The organism is Rhizobium etli 8C-3, assembly GCF_001908375.1.
GTDB lineage: Bacteria > Pseudomonadota > Alphaproteobacteria > Rhizobiales > Rhizobiaceae > Rhizobium > Rhizobium etli_B.
The window spans coordinates 2,760,157-2,776,117 of the sequence record NZ_CP017241.1 but is presented as its reverse complement, the minus strand read 5'-3'; the positions used below and the strand labels follow the sequence as shown (position 1 = coordinate 2,776,117).

General features: G+C 60.8%; 14 protein-coding genes. 2 read left to right on the top strand and 12 right to left on the bottom strand.

Annotation, left to right across the window (positions count from 1 at the left end):
* Positions 1-423 precede the first annotated feature (423 nt).
* Entirely contained in the window at positions 424-864 is a 441-nt protein-coding gene (locus AM571_RS13955) for a MarR family winged helix-turn-helix transcriptional regulator (RefSeq protein WP_074061912.1), read from the bottom strand.
* A 162-nt stretch (positions 865-1,026) separates the two neighbouring features.
* On the opposite strand from AM571_RS13955, the gene AM571_RS13950 reads away from it, so the two are divergent.
* On the top strand, positions 1,027-2,040 hold the full coding sequence (locus tag AM571_RS13950) for an alpha/beta hydrolase (RefSeq protein ID WP_074061911.1): 1,014 nt from the start codon (positions 1,027-1,029) through the stop codon (positions 2,038-2,040).
* 4 nt (positions 2,041-2,044) lie between these two features.
* Here the strand turns inward: AM571_RS13950 and AM571_RS13945 are convergent, their stop codons facing one another.
* The 9 genes from AM571_RS13945 to AM571_RS13905 form a co-directional block, all read right to left on the bottom strand.
* Positions 2,045-3,223 (bottom strand): glycosyltransferase family 4 protein, encoded by a 1,179-nt coding sequence (locus tag AM571_RS13945; RefSeq protein WP_074061910.1) that lies wholly within the window; start codon positions 3,221-3,223, stop codon positions 2,045-2,047.
* A 137-nt stretch (positions 3,224-3,360) separates the two neighbouring features.
* Positions 3,361-4,272 (bottom strand): sugar kinase, encoded by a 912-nt coding sequence (locus AM571_RS13940; protein ID WP_074061909.1) that lies wholly within the window; start codon positions 4,270-4,272, stop codon positions 3,361-3,363.
* Between the two features lie 33 nt (positions 4,273-4,305).
* On the bottom strand, positions 4,306-4,524 hold the full coding sequence (locus AM571_RS13935; protein WP_074061908.1) for a hypothetical protein: 219 nt from the start codon (positions 4,522-4,524) through the stop codon (positions 4,306-4,308).
* Between the two features lie 130 nt (positions 4,525-4,654).
* On the bottom strand, positions 4,655-4,990 hold the full coding sequence (locus AM571_RS13930) for a hypothetical protein (RefSeq protein WP_074061907.1): 336 nt from the start codon (positions 4,988-4,990) through the stop codon (positions 4,655-4,657).
* A gap of 141 nt (positions 4,991-5,131) precedes the next feature.
* Complete coding sequence (locus AM571_RS13925) at positions 5,132-6,115, bottom strand: ABC transporter ATP-binding protein (protein ID WP_074061906.1); 984 nt, start codon at positions 6,113-6,115, stop codon at positions 5,132-5,134.
* Positions 6,108-7,100, bottom strand: a complete 993-nt coding sequence (locus AM571_RS13920) for an ABC transporter ATP-binding protein (RefSeq protein ID WP_074061905.1) — start codon at positions 7,098-7,100, stop codon at positions 6,108-6,110. Before AM571_RS13920 ends, AM571_RS13925 begins: the two co-directional genes overlap by 8 nt.
* A gap of 2 nt (positions 7,101-7,102) precedes the next feature.
* Complete coding sequence (locus AM571_RS13915; protein WP_074061904.1) at positions 7,103-8,020, bottom strand: ABC transporter permease subunit; 918 nt, start codon at positions 8,018-8,020, stop codon at positions 7,103-7,105.
* Complete coding sequence (locus tag AM571_RS13910; protein WP_022714146.1) at positions 8,017-8,940, bottom strand: ABC transporter permease subunit; 924 nt, start codon at positions 8,938-8,940, stop codon at positions 8,017-8,019. The genes AM571_RS13915 and AM571_RS13910 overlap by 4 nt, the downstream gene beginning before the upstream one ends.
* Before the next feature lie 45 nt (positions 8,941-8,985).
* Positions 8,986-10,566, bottom strand: coding sequence for a peptide ABC transporter substrate-binding protein (locus AM571_RS13905; protein ID WP_074061903.1), 1,581 nt, complete (start codon positions 10,564-10,566; stop codon positions 8,986-8,988).
* A gap of 270 nt (positions 10,567-10,836) precedes the next feature.
* Here AM571_RS13905 and AM571_RS13900 point away from each other — a divergent pair, with 270 nt between their 5' ends.
* Positions 10,837-12,513, top strand: coding sequence for an alpha-glucosidase family protein (locus AM571_RS13900; RefSeq protein ID WP_074061902.1), 1,677 nt, complete (start codon positions 10,837-10,839; stop codon positions 12,511-12,513).
* Positions 12,514-12,925: 412 nt separating this feature from the next.
* Here the strand turns inward: AM571_RS13900 and ade are convergent, their stop codons facing one another.
* On the bottom strand, positions 12,926-14,623 hold the full coding sequence (gene ade, locus AM571_RS13895) for an adenine deaminase (RefSeq protein ID WP_074061901.1): 1,698 nt from the start codon (positions 14,621-14,623) through the stop codon (positions 12,926-12,928).
* 132 nt (positions 14,624-14,755) lie between these two features.
* Positions 14,756-15,862 carry a branched-chain amino acid ABC transporter substrate-binding protein gene (locus AM571_RS13890; RefSeq protein WP_074061900.1) on the bottom strand — a complete coding sequence of 369 codons (1,107 nt, stop codon included), beginning with the start codon at positions 15,860-15,862 and terminating at the stop codon, positions 14,756-14,758.
* Positions 15,863-15,961 lie beyond the last annotated feature (99 nt).

Genomic DNA, 15,961 nt, shown 5'->3' with positions numbered 1-15,961 from the left:
TAAGATTGACTCCTGCGGGCGCGGAAGTCCAATCACGATGCTCATCGAAACGGCTTTTTGCGTCATCGGCAGCGTTTTTGGCAGGTCAAATTTGCTGGGCAGGCGACCATGATCCGCCAATTGGCGAAGTCATGGTTTTTTGCATGGCAAACCAATGCCGGGACGAACAAAGGCGAAAGCAGTCCATGGCACTACCGACACGAACCGCACCTTTGATAACCCTTGGCTCCTGTCATTGCGGCGCTGCCTGCTGGGAGGTTCGAGCCGGTGCCACGATTTGCGATTGCACCGTTGACCGCCGCCATGGCGTTGCGCTTTCTCGCTGATGCCTGGTTCGCAGAAAGCCCGTCGAGTTAATGTCATGGCCGTCTTAAGCCGGAAGGCGAAGGGGTTGGCTGCCACTCAACAGCTGACAGTCGCTTCTCAGGCCACGACACTCCTGTTCAGTGCCTCGCGCAGCGCCACGATCTCGGCCTTAAGACGCGCGAGGCCGGCAGCGTCCCGGCCGGTAGCGCTGGCGATGCAGTCGGGCACAGCGGCGGCCCTTTCTTGCAGTGCGATGCCTTCTGCGCTCAGTTTGATGACGACGACGCGTTCGTCTTGCTTACTGCGCTCACGGCGGACATAGCCGGCGGCTTCGAGACGCTTCAGCAAAGGGGTGAGTGTGCTCGATTCCAGGAAGAGCTTCTCGCCCAGGCCGCCGACGGTCTGGCCGTCTTCCTGCCAGAGCGAGACCATCACCAGATACTGCGGATAGGTGAGGCCGAGGGCGTCGAGCAGCGGCTTGTAGACGCGGTTCATCGCGTGGCTTGCCGTATACATGGCAAAGCAGATGAAATTGTCGAGTTTTGGTTGTTCCTGCATGCTCTCTCTCCGAAAACAAACACATCAAACTAAATCGCACGATAAATAATAGCAAGCGATTTTAACGCATGGCAGCTATGAGCCGATTTTGATTGCGCAATAAACAATCGTGCGCGATGTTGTCGCCGTTTGCAGCACACAGCAACCTCAAAGGACAAGACAATGTCGACCATCAAGACCGCACTTTCCGCAGCAACGATCCTGGCCGCCTCCGCCCTTGGCGCAGCTGCCGATCCGGTGCTCGAACCGGCCACGCAGAAATTCATCGACGCGCTTGCCGGCAGCAAGCCGATCTACACCTTCTCTCCGGCTGAGGCCCGCGATATTCTCGCCGGCGCGCAAAAGGGCGAGGTGAAGAAGCTCGCAATCCATGAAGAAAACAAGACGATCAAGGTCGGCCCGACTGGCAGCATCAGGCTGCGGATTGTCCGCCCTGAACATGCCAGGGCTGCGCTGCCGGTCGTCATGTATTTCCACGGTGGCGGCTGGGTGCTGGGCGATGCCGATACGCATGACCGCCTCGTGCGCGAGATTGCCAATGGCGCGAATGCCGCGGTCGTTTTCGTCGATTACGAGCGTTCGCCTGAGGCGCGCTATCCGATCGCCATCGAGCAGGCCTATGCCGCAACGAAATATGTCGTCGAGCATGCCAAGGAGTTCAAGGTCGATGCGAGCCGCCTCGCCGTTGCCGGTGACAGTGTCGGCGGCAACATGACAGCGGCTGTCACCCTGCTTGCCAAGGAGCGCGGCGGCCCGGCCATCGATCAGCAGGTACTGTTCTATCCGGTCACCGACGCTAACTTTGAGACCGGCTCATACAATCAATTTGAGAACGGCCCGTGGCTCACGAAGGAGGCGATGAAGTGGTTCTGGAACGCTTATCTGCCGGATGTAGCCAAGCGCAAGGAGCCGACGGCAACGCCGCTCAACGCTTCGCTGGAACAGCTGAACGGCCTGCCGCCGGCGCTCGTCATCACCGATGAAAACGACGTGCTGCGCGACGAAGGCGAGGCCTATGGCCGCAAGCTGTCGCAGGCCGGCGTGAAGGTCACCTCGGTCCGCTACAACGGCACGATCCACGACTTCGTGCTGTTGAACGCCATCAGCGAAACTCCGGCCGTTCGCAGCGCCATCACGCTTGCCAACGACACGCTGCGCAGCGCCCTGCAGGAGTAAAAGATCAGGTTCCGGATTTCATCGGGCCGGCGGCGTCGCCGGCCTTTCTGTTTTTGGGCAAGGTCCTGGCATATTGCCAGGCCTTCTTCCATTTCGGCGTAATGACGCCGTTGGCGGCGCGGATGTTGTTGATGAACTGCTGCGTTGCCGCTTCCCAGGAATATTGAAGGGCCAGATCCCGTGCCTTCTCGCGCGAGGCCGACAATGCGCGGAGGCAGGCTGCCTGCAGGTCTTCGTCCAGTGCGCCGACTTCGCCATCCTCGCCGACGATGTCGAGCGGTCCGGTGACGGGGTAGGCGGCAACGGGAACGCCGCATGCGAGCGCTTCCAGGATCGTGTTGCCGAAGGTATCGGTCAGCGACGGGAAGACGAAGACATCGGCCTGTGCATAGATCCCGGCAAGCTCCTCGCCGAATTTCAGGCCGGTGAAGAGCACGTCCGGATAGCGCTTTTCCAGCTCGCCTCGGGCAGGGCCGTCGCCGACCACGACTTTGGAGCCGGGCAGGTCGAGATCGAGGAAGGCGGGCAGGTTTTTTTCCAATGCCACCCGTCCGACCGTCATGTAGACGGGGCGCTGCAGGCCGAAGGGTTTTTCTTCCAGTTCCATCGGGCGGAACTGCGCCGCGTCGATGCCACGGCTCCAGGGCATCAGGTTGCGGATGCCTTTTTCCGACAGCTCACGGGCAAGGCTCGGCGTTGCCACCATGCAGCCGGCGCCGGAATTGTGGAACCACTTCACGAAGGCGTAGAGCCAGCCCTTCGGCACCGGCAGGCGGGCCGAGACATATTCCGGGAAGCGCGTGTGGTAGCTGGTGGAAAACGGCATGCGGTTCCTCAGGCACCAGCGCCGCGCCGTCAGCCCGAGCGGGCCTTCGGTGGCGATATGGACATAGGACGGCGCGTGCTTTTCGATCTCGCGGGCGACCCGGTGGTAGTTGGCGATCGAAAGGCGAATTTCCGGATAGGTCGGGCAGGGGAAGCTACCGAAACGCTCGGGCGTCACCATGGATACTTCGACGCCCAGTCTGGCGAGTTCGCGGTTGGTATTCTCGATAGAGCGGACAACTCCGTTCACCTGCGGATGCCAGGCGTCGGTGACGATCACCAGCCTCTCCGGCAAGCTTCCAGGCGCGGTATCGGCCCGGTTCTCGCCGCGACAGTTATTCGAACGGTGTTGCAGCATTGTCCCGTTTTCCATCCACGCCGCGCCGTATCGAACGGCAGCGGCACAACCCCCGAGCGGGCGCAGGGGAGGTGATTCCCGCGTGCCCATTCTGAGGCTTCTCTGTGATGGATTTATTACAGGCTGCTGATCGAGGCTCAGAGCCCGAGCTTATCCCTTGCCACGAGTGCCCCGTGCTCGCTGACGACGCGCGCGGCAACCTTCACTGCGAAACAGGCGCTGGCGACGGCATCCTTCGTCTCGAGATACTTGGCGAGGAACGCGCCATTGAAGCTGTCGCCGGCGCTCGTGGTATCAACCACCTCGTCGACGTTTTCCGCCGGCACGAAGTTCTGCTGGCCGGCGAAGTTCAGCGTCGCTCCGTCGGCGCCGTTCTTGATCAGCACGTTCGGTGCGCCGAGGGCACGGTAGCGATGGATGGTGGCGTCGATGGAGTCGTCGCCGAAATGCAAGGCCTCGTCGTCGAAACTCGGCATGACGAGAGAAGAGGAGCGGGCGCCTTCGCTGATCGTCGTATGCATGACGTCATAGCTCGCCCACAGGCGCGGGCGGATATTCGGGTCGAAGACGACGAATTTACCCGCGGCCTTGGCGCGGCGGGTTTCGGCAAGCAGCGTGTCGGCGTCTTCGCGCGGCAGAATGGCGAGCGTGATACCTGAAAAATAGATGACGTCCGAGCCTTCGATCGCTTCGCGCAATAGATCGGGATCGGCCGCAAGCTGTCTGGCGGCGGAGTTGTCGCGCCAGTAGCTGAAGGAGCGTTCGCCGTTCCTGAGGTTGATCATGTATAGGCCGGGAGCTTTGCCCTTGATGCGCCTGATGAGCTTGGTGCCGATGCCGGCTTCCTCGAAGAAGGCGATCATCTCGTCCGACATGGCGTCGTCGCCAAGCGCGGTGAAATAATCGACGCTCCAGGCGGGCTGCATGCAGGCGCGAGCGTACCAGGCGGTGTTCAGCGTATCGCCGGCAAAGCCCTTTCTCAGCAGGCCGCCGCCTGCCTGCGAAAGCTCCACCATGCATTCACCGATCGATAAGAACCGTCCGTTCAAAACTGCCTCCCGAAAAATCTCCGCGTCTGCTGATTACGCAAAGAGGCGTTTGGAGGCAAGCGCTGGCAATGCCGCTTTGTGGCTGTTTGGCGGGCGGCAGCTGTCGGAAAGCCAGCCGTGCTCCGTTCGGAGGCGCGTCTGAAGACTGACGGCGGAGTGCTGCTCGTGGATGGTGTAGCTCGCAGGTTGGCAGAGATCGCGCGTGTCCTTGGTCGCATCGAGGTCGGAAGCTTCGTCGAGTTCGAAGCGCATGTCGCATTTGCAGTCATCGCAGCCCCCGGCGATGATGATGCTGATCGTTTCGCCCGGCTTCGGGACCTGCTCGCCGACGACGTGAAGAGCCCGCCGGCAGGGCGGGCTCCACTCGCAGGTCGTTCGTTTGCTATCCGATCTCCGGGCAGCCGCGGCGGTTGGCGAAGACGATGCGGTCCGGCCCGTAACGGGTCCAGCCTTGCACCGTGACGCTACGCCTGGTCACACGCACGACCTCAGGTCGGCGCAGGCCGGAATCGCGAGCGGCCATTTGTGCCTCACGCGGGCTGCAACCCCGGCGGTAGTCGTCTCGATAAGGATCGTAGCGATCGCGATCGTAGATACGCACGCCGTCCGGTCCGATGCGGAACTGGACGTCCTGAGCCAGAGCAAAGGACGCGGGTGCGACAGCGCCTCCAAATGTCAGCGCCAATACAAGGCCGGCATTGGATATCAGCTTGAGCATTTTTCTCCTCCTTGGAGCCCTGCGGTGACCCCGCATGCTTTTGTCAGGGGAGAACTGCCCCGGAGCGCAAATTGTTCCGCCCCGGGGCAGGCGCTGGGCAACGCGCGTGTTGCGCGCGAGCTGACCCAGAGCGGACGCGAATTACCGGTCCATGTGGTAACAGGCTGCCGTTTGACCCGGGCGGACATGCTCGGTCGGCGGCATTTCCGTCCGGCAGATATCCGTCGCCTTCCAGCAGCGGGGCGAAAAGACGCAGCCCTTCGGCGGGAACAGTGGCGATGGCGGGTCGCCCTGAAGGCGGATGCGTGTACGCTGGCGGGCAAGCTTCGGATCGGGGATTGGGGCGGCCGAAAACAGTGCCTGCGTGTAAGGATGTGCAGGATGTTCGAACACCGTCTGACAATCGCCGGCTTCCACCACCTTGCCGAGATAGAGCACCAACACGTCGTCCGAGATCAGCCGCACGACGGACAGGTCATGGCTGATGAAGATCAGCGTCAGGCCGAACTCTTTACGGAGCTTGCGCAGGAGCGTGATGACCTGCCCCTGGATCGAAACGTCGAGGGCCGATACCGGCTCGTCGCAGATGATCAGCTTCGGCCTGGTCACGACCGCGCGGGCAATGCCGATGCGCTGTGCCTGGCCGCCGGAAAACTCATGCGGGTAGCGGTTGATCATTTCCGGCACGAGGCCGACTGCACCCATGATCTCGCGCACACGTTCGAGGCGCTGCGCTCTGGAGAGTTTCGGTTCGAAGACGGTCAGCGGCTCGGCGATGATGTCGCCGACCGTCATGCGCGGATCGAGCGATGCGATCGGATCCTGGAAGATGATCTGCATGTCGCGGCGCGCAGCCCGCATCTCTTCGTCCGACAGGTCCAGCAGATTGCGGCCCTGCCAGAGGATGCGGCCCTTCTGCGAGCGTAGCAGCCGCAGGATGGAGCGGCCGAGCGTCGACTTCCCGCAGCCGGATTCACCGACGATGCCCAGGGTGCGGCCCTCCTTCAAGTCGAAGCTGACATTGTTGACAGCCGTCAGCATCACCGGCGGCTTGAAGAAGCCTTTGGAGGGCAGTTCGAACTGGGTCGTCAGGTTCTCGACCCTCAACAGCGATCGTTCAGCCATGATTGAGAAGCTCCTCGATACGCGGGAAGGGATGGAAGCAGGCTGCGCAATGGTGCGGTGCCAGCGTTGCGAGCGGCGGCGGACGATCGATGCAATCGTCTTCTACCTTCGGACAGCGCGGCGAGAAGTTGCAGCCCTTCGGCAGGTGCTGCAGGTTGGGCGGCCGACCGGGAATGACGACGAGCTGGTCGACGTCCTGGTCGGGGCGCGGGATCGCCGCGTGCAGCGCCGCCGTATAGGGATGCGCCGGATTTTCAAAGAGCTGATCGACCGGCGCTTCCTCGACGATGCGGCCGGCATACATGACCGCGACGCGATCGGCGAGGCCGGCAACGACGCCAAGATCGTGGGTGATCATCGCGAGCGCCGTGTTCATCTCGGCCGTCAGATCGTTGAAGAGATCGAGGATCTGCGCCTGGATGGTGACATCGAGCGCGGTGGTTGGCTCGTCGGCAATCAGGAGCTTCGGCTTGGTGAGCAGTGCCATGGCAATGACGATACGCTGGCGCATGCCGCCCGACAGCTCGTGCGGATAGAGGTTGAAGCGGCGCGTGGGGTCGGGGATGCCGACCCGTTTCAGCATGTCGAGCGCTTCGGCAGAGGCTGCGCGCGCAGTAAAACCGCGATGAACCTCAAGCTGTTCCGTCAGTTGGCGCGAAATCTTGAGAGATGGATTCAAGGCGGTCATGGGATCCTGGAAGACCATGGCCATGTCCTTGCCGCGCACCTGATCGAGTTCACCTGGCTTCAGCGACAGCACATCCCTGCCTTCGAGCAGCGCCTGGCCGCTGGTCTTGCCGTTCTTGGCGAGCAACCCCATGATGCCGAGGAAGGTCTGGCTTTTGCCTGAGCCGGACTCCCCGACGATCGCGATGCGTTCGCCGGGCTTGATCGTCAGGTTCATGTTGGAGACGGCCTTCACCTGGCCGTCCGGCGTTTCGAAGGTGATCGAGTAGTCTTTGAGTTCGAGAAGGTTGTCGGTCATCTTTAGCGATCCTTCGGGTCGAACGCGTCGCGCAGACCGTCGCCGATGAAGAGCAGGCTGAGCAGCAGGGCGACGAGGAAGCTCGCCGGAAAGACCAGCAGCCAGGGCATGCTCTCCATTGCATCGGTACCTTCGGCAATCAGCGTGCCGAGCGAGGTCAGAGGCTCCTGAACGCCGAAGCCGAGATAGGACAGGAAACTTTCCGTGGCGATAATTTCCGGAACGGTGAGTGCCGCAAAGATGACCACCGGGCCGACGAGGTTCGGAATGACGTGCTTGAGGATGATCTTGAAGGGCCTCTGTCCCGAGGCGCGTGCAGCCTCGATGAACTCGCGCTGCTTGATCGACAGCGTCTGGCCGCGCACGATGCGGGCCATTGTCAGCCACTCCAGCGCCCCGATCGCGGCAAAAAGCAGATAGACGTTACGGCCGAAGATCACCATCAGCAGGATGACGAACAGGATGTAGGGCAGGGCATACATGATATCGACGAAACGCATCATGACCGAATCCAGCCTGCCGCCGATATAGCCGGAGACTGCGCCGTAGAGCACGCCGATGACGACGGAGACGACGGTTGCCGTCAGCGCGACGGCAAGCGAGACACGGGTGCCGTAAAGCACGCGGGCGAGAAGGTCGCGGCCATTCGGATCGGTGCCGAAGTAATGGCCGCTTGCAAAGTCCGGAGGTGTGCGGAAGGCGGCCCAGTCCGGATCTTCATAGTTGAAGGGAATGAAATAAGGGCCGAGGAAGGCGAGGAGGACGAGCAGCGCCAGCACGGCGATGGAAATCACGCTTGCCTTGTTGCGGGCCAGGCGTCGAAGCGCATCCTTGGTGAGCGATCGGCCTTCGGGCGCCAGGCCTTCGGCCTGCAGCAACTCGGCAGCGAGCAGCTCGCGTTTTGCGGGGTTGAGGATCATCGGTTTCTCACTTTCGGATCGAGCCACGCATAGGCGATGTCGACGAGAAGGTTGAGGAAGACGATCAGCACCATGTAGAAGATGACCGTTCCGAGAACCATGCCGTAGTCGCGGTTCAGCGCTGCAGTGATGAAATAGCGGCCGATGCCGGGCAGTCCGAAGACGCTCTCGACAACAAGCGAGCCGGTGAGAAGATAGCTTGCCGCCGGTCCGAGATAGGAGACCACGGGCATCATGGCAGGTTTCAGTGCGTGGCGCATGACCGTCAGGCGTGGGCCGATGCCCTTTGCCTTGGCTGTCCGGATGAAGTTCTGGTTCATGACCTCGATCATCGAGCCGCGGGTGATGCGCGATATGCGGCCGGCATGCGGCAGCGCCAGAACCACGATCGGCATGACGAGGAACTTGAAGGAGCCGTCACCCCAGCCGCCGACTGGAAGCCATCCGAGACGGATGCCGAAAACGAGCTGCAGGATCGGGGCGATCAGGAAGTTGGGAAGCACGACGCCGATCAGAATGAGTGCGCCCAGGATATAGTCGGGCGTCTTGTTCTGGTAAAGCGCCCCAAGACAGCCTACGGTGACCCCGACAAGGATGGCGAGCAGGAAGGCGGCGGTACCGATGGTGAAGGTATAGGGCAGGCCGATCATGATCTGCTGCCCGACAGTGAAATCTTCGCTGGCGAAGGACGGGCCAAGATCACCTTTCAGCAGGTCGCCGACATAGATCATGTACTGCTGGATCAGCGGCTTATCCAGATTGTAGTGGGCGGCAAGGTTCTTCATGATGACCGGCGGCAATGGCCTTTCGCCATCGAAGGGGCCGCCGGGGGCAAGGCGCAAAACGAAAAAGCAGGCTGTGACGGCGATCCAGAGAACGGGGATCGTCGACAGCAATCGACGGAGTGCATATTTGATCATGATCGTGGGCCGGCCCTTCCCGCAGTGCGGGAAGGGCCGTTTTCCTTACTCTTTCATCGACAGCCAGCGCGTACGGTGGATGTCCTGCACATTGTCGACGAAGCCCTCGATCTTTGGCGAGACGACGTTCTTCGAGACGTAGTAGTAGATCGGCAAGGCGGCGGAATCGTCGAGCGCCAGTTGCTCGGCCTTCTTGAAGATTTCGGCGCGCTTGGCCAGATCCGTCTGCGCGTTGCCTTCCTTGATCAGCTTGTCGTATTCGGGGTTAGACCAGCGGCCATAGTTCATCTGAACGCCGGTAACGAGCAGGTTCAGGAAGTTGTCCGGATCGTTGTAATCGGCAAGCCAGCCGGCACGGCCGATTTCCACTTCGCCACTTTTCAGCTGATCATAATGCACCTTGGTCTCGGCATTGACGAGTTCGATATTCACGCCGAGCGGCTTCCACATGGCGGCAATCGCCACGGCGATGCGCTTGTGGTTGTCGTTGGTGTTGTACTTGAGCTGTGCCGTTAGTGGACGATCAGGGCCGAAACCTGCTTCCGTGAGCAGTTTCTTCGCTTCGACGACCTTCTCGCTGTAGGGCAAGTCTTTCCACGAGACATAGGCCGGCTCGCCGTAGTTGGCCGTACCCGGCGGCACCCAGGAATAAGCGGGCAATTCGCCCGTTCCGAGAATCTGCGGGCCGATGACTTCGCGATTGATTGCCATGGAAAGAGCCTGGCGGACGCGCTTGTCGCTGAACGGCGGCTTGGTCGAGTTGATCACGTAGTAATAGAGGCCCGAGAACGGAGCCACGTGGGCCTGGCCGGGCAGGTTCTTCTTCATCCATTCGTACTGATCGGTCGGGAAGTCGGTAAGGATGTCGAATTCGCCGGCGCGGTAGCGCTTCAGCGCCGCTTCCTGGTCTTCAAGCACGAAGAACTTCGCACCGTCTATCTTCAGATCTTTGACACCATAGTATTGGTCATTCTTGACCGTCGTAACGTGCGAGCCAGGCACCCACTCGACGGGCTTGTAGGGGCCGTTGGTGACGATGGTTCCGATCTTGACCCAGTCTGCGCCCTTGGCTTCGACGACATGTTTGGGCAGCGGGTATGCGGTGTAGTGAGTCAAGGCGCCGATGAAATACGGTGTCGGGGCTTCAAGCGTGATCTCGAGCGTCTTATCGTCGATTGCCTTGACGCCGAGCTGGTTGAAATCGGTGATCTCGCCCTTGTTGATCTTTTCGGCATTCTTGATGGTGAACTGCAGATAGGCGTAGTCGGCTGCATTCTTAGGATCCATGAGGCGCTGGAAGGCGAAGACGAAGTCTTCGGCCGTTACCGGCTGGCCGTCGGACCACTTGATGCCGTCGCGCAGCTTGAAGGTGTAGACTTTGCCGTCATCCGAAACGGTCCAGCTTTGGGCCTGGCCCGGAATAGGGTTGAGCTTGGCATCTTCAGCCACGAGTCCTTCGAAGATGTCGCCGGCAATGCGATTCTCCCAGTCGCCGGAGAGCTTTTGCGGATCGAGAGATGCCGGATCGCCGCCATTGTGGATATTGAGCGTGGCCGCTTGGGCCGAGAAAGCCAGCAATGTGCCGAGCATTGCTGAGGCTAGAAATTTTTTCGTTGTATGGGTCATATTGGGCCACCTTTCCAGGCTTTTTTGCCTATTATTAGTCGTTTGTTCCCGGTCTTTGACCTGTTACGTGCAAGTCAATGCGCACCTTATCGCAAAGGTTTGGCGTTGCAACCCCCAATGAAGGAGGGTTGCTCAAGGTGTGGACAAGCCCGGATACGCCGTTTTCCTTGCTGTGTGCGTCTCGTTCAAAAGAGGTCATCGGTCGCAGTTGTTTTTTGTTTTCCGGGCTTTAGTCTGTGCGCATTTCGAATGGCGCGGAGAATCCGGCAAATGGCGATGCAGGCAGCGGAGTGGTGGCGGGGGGCGGTCATCTATCAGGTTTATCCACGGTCGTTCCAGGATACGAACAGTGACGGTCTCGGCGACCTCAAGGGCATTACCCGCCGCCTCCCGCATATCGCCAATCTCGGCGTCGATGCGATCTGGCTCTCGCCCTTCTTCAAATCGCCGATGGCTGACATGGGCTACGACGTCTCGGACTACTGCGACGTGGATCCCATCTTCGGGACGCTCGACGATTTCGACGAGATGATGGCTGTCGCCCATTCGCTGGGGTTAAAAGTCGTCATCGACCAGGTGATCTCGCATACGTCCGACCAGCATCCGTGGTTTGTCGAAAGCCGATCGAGCCGCACAAATCCCAAGGAGGACTGGTATGTCTGGGCCGACCCGAAGCGCGACGGCACGGCGCCGAACAACTGGCTTTCGATTTTCGGTGGGCCGGGCTGGGAATGGGATGGCGTGCGGCGCCAATATTACCAGCACAATTTCCTGACCTCGCAGCCGGACCTCAACTTCCACAACAGGGAGGTCCAGGATGCGGTGCTGAAGACCGTGAAGTTCTGGCTCGACCGCGGCGTCGACGGCTTCCGGCTCGACACGGTCAACTATTACTTCTGCGACAAGCTGCTTCGCGACAATCCGCCCCATGAGCCGGATACGAGCGATGGCGGTCTCGATGCGCCCGACAGCAACCCCTACGGCATGCAGAACCATCTCCACGACAAGACGCAGCCGGAAAATCTCGAATTCCTGAAACGCTTCCGCACGCTGCTCAATCAATATGAAGCGCGAGCGACGGTCGGCGAGGTCGGCGACGGCGCGCGGTCGCTGAAGACTGTCGCGGCCTATACGAGCGGCGGCGACAAGCTGCACATGTGCTACACCTTCGATCTGCTCGGACCGGATTTCACCGCCGCGCATATCCGCAACTGCGTCGAGACCTTTCAAAAGACCGTTGTCGACGGCTGGGTGTGCTGGGCCTTCTCCAACCATGACGTCAAGCGCCATGTGAGCCGTTTCGCAAAAGCCGAGGAGGAGCGGCCGATGATCGCCAAGCTGGCAATCTCCGTGCTGGCGGCGCTGCGAGGCTCTATTTGCCTTTATCAGGGCGAAGAACTGGGACTTGCCGAAGCAGACCTTGCCTTCGAGGATCTGCGCGATCCTTACGGCATCCGCTTCTGGCCCGCCTTCAAGGGCCGCGACGGATGCCGCACGCCGATGCCCTGGGAGGCCGGCAAGGCGCATGCAGGCTTTACCTCGGCAGAAAAAAGCTGGCTGCCGGTTCCCTACGAGCAGGCAGCCCTTTCCGTCGATACCCAGGAAGACGAAGCAGACTCGGTACTCACGCATTATCGCCGAACGCTGGAATTCCGGAAGCGGCATCCAGCCTTGCTTGACGGCGATATGGAATTCATCGGTACAAATCAGGATCTCCTGGCGTTCACGCGTGAGAAGAATGGAGAGAAGCTGCTCTTCGTCTTCAACCTGACCCGCAAGCCGGCCGAGTTCAGATTGCCCGTGGGAATGGTGCTTGGCGAGCGCGTCGATATGCCGGGCGCTGGCGGGTTGGCCGGCAGGGAAGCGATACATCTTGAAGCGCTAAGCGCGCTTTGCAGTCGGGTTGTCGCCGGTGCTCACACGGACCGGTTCAACAGCATGTCGTAATCGGCGTGTGAGCCCGATGACTTGGAGCCATCCCGGCAAGCCATAAGCTACCAGGAGGAGCCGACGCATGCCGACCGGAAACGGCGGGCGTTTTTCAAAATGCAGACAGAGGCGGATCGACCGATTGAAGCAGAAGAGTTCCGTCGGACATTTTCGAACCTCACTTCGGTAAGCCATCCCATATCTTCAAGAACTTCGGCGGTTGCGTGGTACTTCAGCTCGCACGCCTTTCCCGCATGAAAGGCGGCGAGGGCTTTGTCGGCAAGATGACCAAGCTTTCCCCTGACAGAATCCGTTCGACCTGTCCCCCAACGTTCCGCCTGAAAGCGTCACACCACGCAGAAAAGCCGTCGAACGGCTTATGGATTTTCCATCCGTTCCAGCAGTCACAGGCCGATTGCAGACAGGACTTTCACGCGATCAGCACAAACCGATCCACGTCCACCATCCCCCGATCCGAAATCTTCAGGTGCGGGATCACGGGCAGCGGCAGGAATGCGAGTTGAAGGAAGGGCTCTTCCAGCGTGGCGCCCAGCGCGTAGGCTGCCTTTCGGAGATGGTGAAGTGTGTCGCGGACCTTTTCGTAAGGTTCGAGGCTCATCAAGCCGGCGACGGGAAGGGCGATTTCGCCGGTCACCCTGCCGTCCTCGACGACCACGAAGCCACCTTTGATCTCGCCGAGGCGGTTGGCCGCGCATGCCATATCGTCCTCGCTGACGCCGACGACACAGATGTTGTGGCTGTCATGGCCGACGGTGGAGGCGATCGCACCTTTCTTCAGGCCAAAGCCCTGGACGAAGCCGTTGGCGTGGTTGCCGTTCTTGCCGTGCCGCTCAATGACTGCGACCTTGATGATGTCGTTTTCGAGGTCGATTCCGGTCTGGTTGCCCTTTGCCGGAAGGCGGTGCCGGCGAAATTCGGTGATGATCTTGCCGGGGGTGACGCCGATGACCGGCGTCTCGCCTTCGGTGGCCGGCACGCCGAAATGAGCGGCGTTGACGGGTCGCGCCTTCACGCTGTCGAGGCCAACTGGGGCGACCGGCTTGCGGGTGGCAAAGAGTTCATCGGTGACGCGGCGGCCGGCAGAAAAGACGATTTCGGCTTTGCAGCGCTCCAGGCTGTCGATGACGGCAAGATCGGCGCGCCAGCCAGGCGCGATGAGGCCGCGATCGGTCAATCCGAAGGCGCGGGCGGCCGAAATCGAGGCGGCGCGGTAGATCGCAAGCGGGTCGACACCGCTCGCGATCGCGGTGCGGATCATGTAGTCGAGATGGCCCTGCTCGGCGATATCGAGCGGATTGCGGTCGTCGGTGCAGAGGGCGAGATAGGGAGATAGACGCTCGGTGATGATCGGCATCAAGGCCTTCAGGTCCTTCGAGACCGAACCTTCGCGCACGAGGATGTGCATGCCCTTGCTGATCTTTTCGAGGGCCTCTGCTGCGGTCGTGCATTCATGCTCGGTGCGTATTCCGGCCGCAAGGTAGCCGTTGAGATTCATGCCGCGCAGCAACGGCGCATGGCCGTCGATATGGCTGCCCTGGAACGCTTCGAGCTTTTCCATGCAGACCGGGTCCTTGTGGATCACGCCGGGGAAATTCATGAATTCCGCAAGGCCGATGACCTTGCGATGGCCTCGGAAGGGCAGGAGGCGCTCGATCGGCAGATCGGCCCCGGATGTCTCAAGATGTGTGGCGGGCACGCAGGAGGAGAGCTGGACGCGGATATCCATGATCGTTTCGAGCGCCGAATCGAGGAAGAACTGGATACCGTCGGTGCCGAGCACATTGGCGATCTCGTGCGGATCGCAGATGGCGGTGGTGACGCCATAGGGCAGTACGCAGCGGTCGAACTCATGCGGCGTGACGAGCGAGGATTCAATGTGGAGGTGCGTGTCGATGAAACCTGGAACGACGATCTTGCCGGAGATGACGATCTCGGTTTCTCCCTCATATGTACCGCAGGTGCCAACGATGCGATCGCTGCCGATGGCAATGTCGGATTCGACCAGCTCGCCGGTCACGAGGTCGAAGAAGCGTCCGCCTTTCAATACGATGTCGGCCGGCAGTCGGCCTGTGCCCTGGTCGATGAGGCGTTCGAGCTTGGTGGTCATGGGCATCCTCGTTCTGGCTATCCGTCCGTTATAACTGAAGTGCCGGACAAAGCGCTATAAGCGAGACTGCTCCAAAAATGAAAACCGGGCGCCGATAAGACGCCCGGTCATTCTGATGCCGGCTGACAGGCCTTATTCGGCGGCGACGATCTTGCCGCCTTCCCACTTGTAGAGCGCAAAACTCTGCGAGGTGAGATCGCCAGTTTCGCCATAGGTGAGCTTGCCGATCGCGGTTGCGATCGGTTCGCCGGACTTGAGGGCAGCGGCAACAGCTTCGGAATCTTCGGCGCTGCCAGCCTTCTCAATGCCGGCCTTGAGGACTTCGACGGCCGCGTAAGCATTCAGCGTGAAGGCTTCGGCCGGTATGTTCTTGGCGGCAAGCGCGTCGGAGGCTGCCTTGGAGTCAGCGCTCTTCGTCGCATCGGACGCGTTGGTGAAAACCGTGCCTGCAGCAGCTTCCGTGCCGATATTCCAGAATTCGCTGTTGGAGAGGCCGTCACCGCCGATGATCGTTGCCTTCACGGAAAGGTCGGCGAGCTGACGGGCAAGCAAGCCACCCTCCGGATGGTAGCCGCCGAAGTAGATTACGTCGACATTTTCAGCCTTGAGGCGGGTCGTGAGTGCACTGAAATCCTTATCGCCGGGGGTGATCGCATCATTGATGACCTCGGTGACACCGCCGGCATTGAGCGTTGCCTTGAAGGCGTCGGCAAGGCCCTTGCCATAGGCACCCTTGTCGTTGACGATGGCGATGCGCTTGTCCTTGAAGTTCTTGAGCACGTATTTGCCAGCGACTTCGGCCTGCTGGTCGTCTCGGCCGCAGGTGCGTAGCACGTTGGTGAGGCCGCGCTTGGTAAGATCCGGTGCTGTCGCCGTCGGGGTCACCATGAGGATGCCGTTTTCGGCAAGCACGTCGGAAGCAGGTATGGCGACGCCGGAAGTGACCGGGCCGACGACGAAGCGGATGCCTTCGCCGACGAGCTGGTTTGCGGCGGAAACACCCTGCTTCGGCTCGCCCGCGTCGTCGGCAGTCTTCAGCACGACCTTTTGGCCGAGGATGCCGCCTTTCTTGTTGATCTCCTCAACGGCGGTCTGCGCGCCGTTCTTCACCTGATCGCCATAGGCGGCAACGGGGCCGGTCAGCGGTGCGATCAAGCCGATGGTGATGTCGGCATGGGCAAAAGGCGCAAAGGCCAGCGATGCGACGAGAGTCGCGCCAGTCAAAGTCTTCAGACTCATTTTCGTTCTCCTTGGGTGGGGCCTTCTGGGCCCGCTATGACTGCCGCGACAACGAAAACCGTTCGTGAACATACCAAAGGGATGCGCCAAACGACGACG

Coding starts and splice junctions, on each gene's coding strand:
- AM571_RS13950 (WP_074061911.1), top strand. CDS start 1,027: ATGTCGACCATCAAGACCGCACTTTCCGCAGCAACGATCCTGGCCGCC.
- ade (WP_074061901.1), bottom strand. CDS start 14,623: ATGACCACCAAGCTCGAACGCCTCATCGACCAGGGCACAGGCCGACTG.
- AM571_RS13955 (WP_074061912.1), bottom strand. CDS start 864: ATGCAGGAACAACCAAAACTCGACAATTTCATCTGCTTTGCCATGTAT.
- AM571_RS13900 (WP_074061902.1), top strand. CDS start 10,837: ATGGCGATGCAGGCAGCGGAGTGGTGGCGGGGGGCGGTCATCTATCAG.
- AM571_RS13925 (WP_074061906.1), bottom strand. CDS start 6,115: ATGGCTGAACGATCGCTGTTGAGGGTCGAGAACCTGACGACCCAGTTC.
- AM571_RS13935 (WP_074061908.1), bottom strand. CDS start 4,524: ATGCGCTTCGAACTCGACGAAGCTTCCGACCTCGATGCGACCAAGGAC.
- AM571_RS13910 (WP_022714146.1), bottom strand. CDS start 8,940: ATGATCAAATATGCACTCCGTCGATTGCTGTCGACGATCCCCGTTCTC.
- AM571_RS13930 (WP_074061907.1), bottom strand. CDS start 4,990: ATGCTCAAGCTGATATCCAATGCCGGCCTTGTATTGGCGCTGACATTT.
- AM571_RS13905 (WP_074061903.1), bottom strand. CDS start 10,566: ATGACCCATACAACGAAAAAATTTCTAGCCTCAGCAATGCTCGGCACA.
- AM571_RS13915 (WP_074061904.1), bottom strand. CDS start 8,020: ATGATCCTCAACCCCGCAAAACGCGAGCTGCTCGCTGCCGAGTTGCTG.
- AM571_RS13890 (WP_074061900.1), bottom strand. CDS start 15,862: ATGAGTCTGAAGACTTTGACTGGCGCGACTCTCGTCGCATCGCTGGCC.
- AM571_RS13945 (WP_074061910.1), bottom strand. CDS start 3,223: ATGCTGCAACACCGTTCGAATAACTGTCGCGGCGAGAACCGGGCCGAT.
- AM571_RS13920 (WP_074061905.1), bottom strand. CDS start 7,100: ATGACCGACAACCTTCTCGAACTCAAAGACTACTCGATCACCTTCGAA.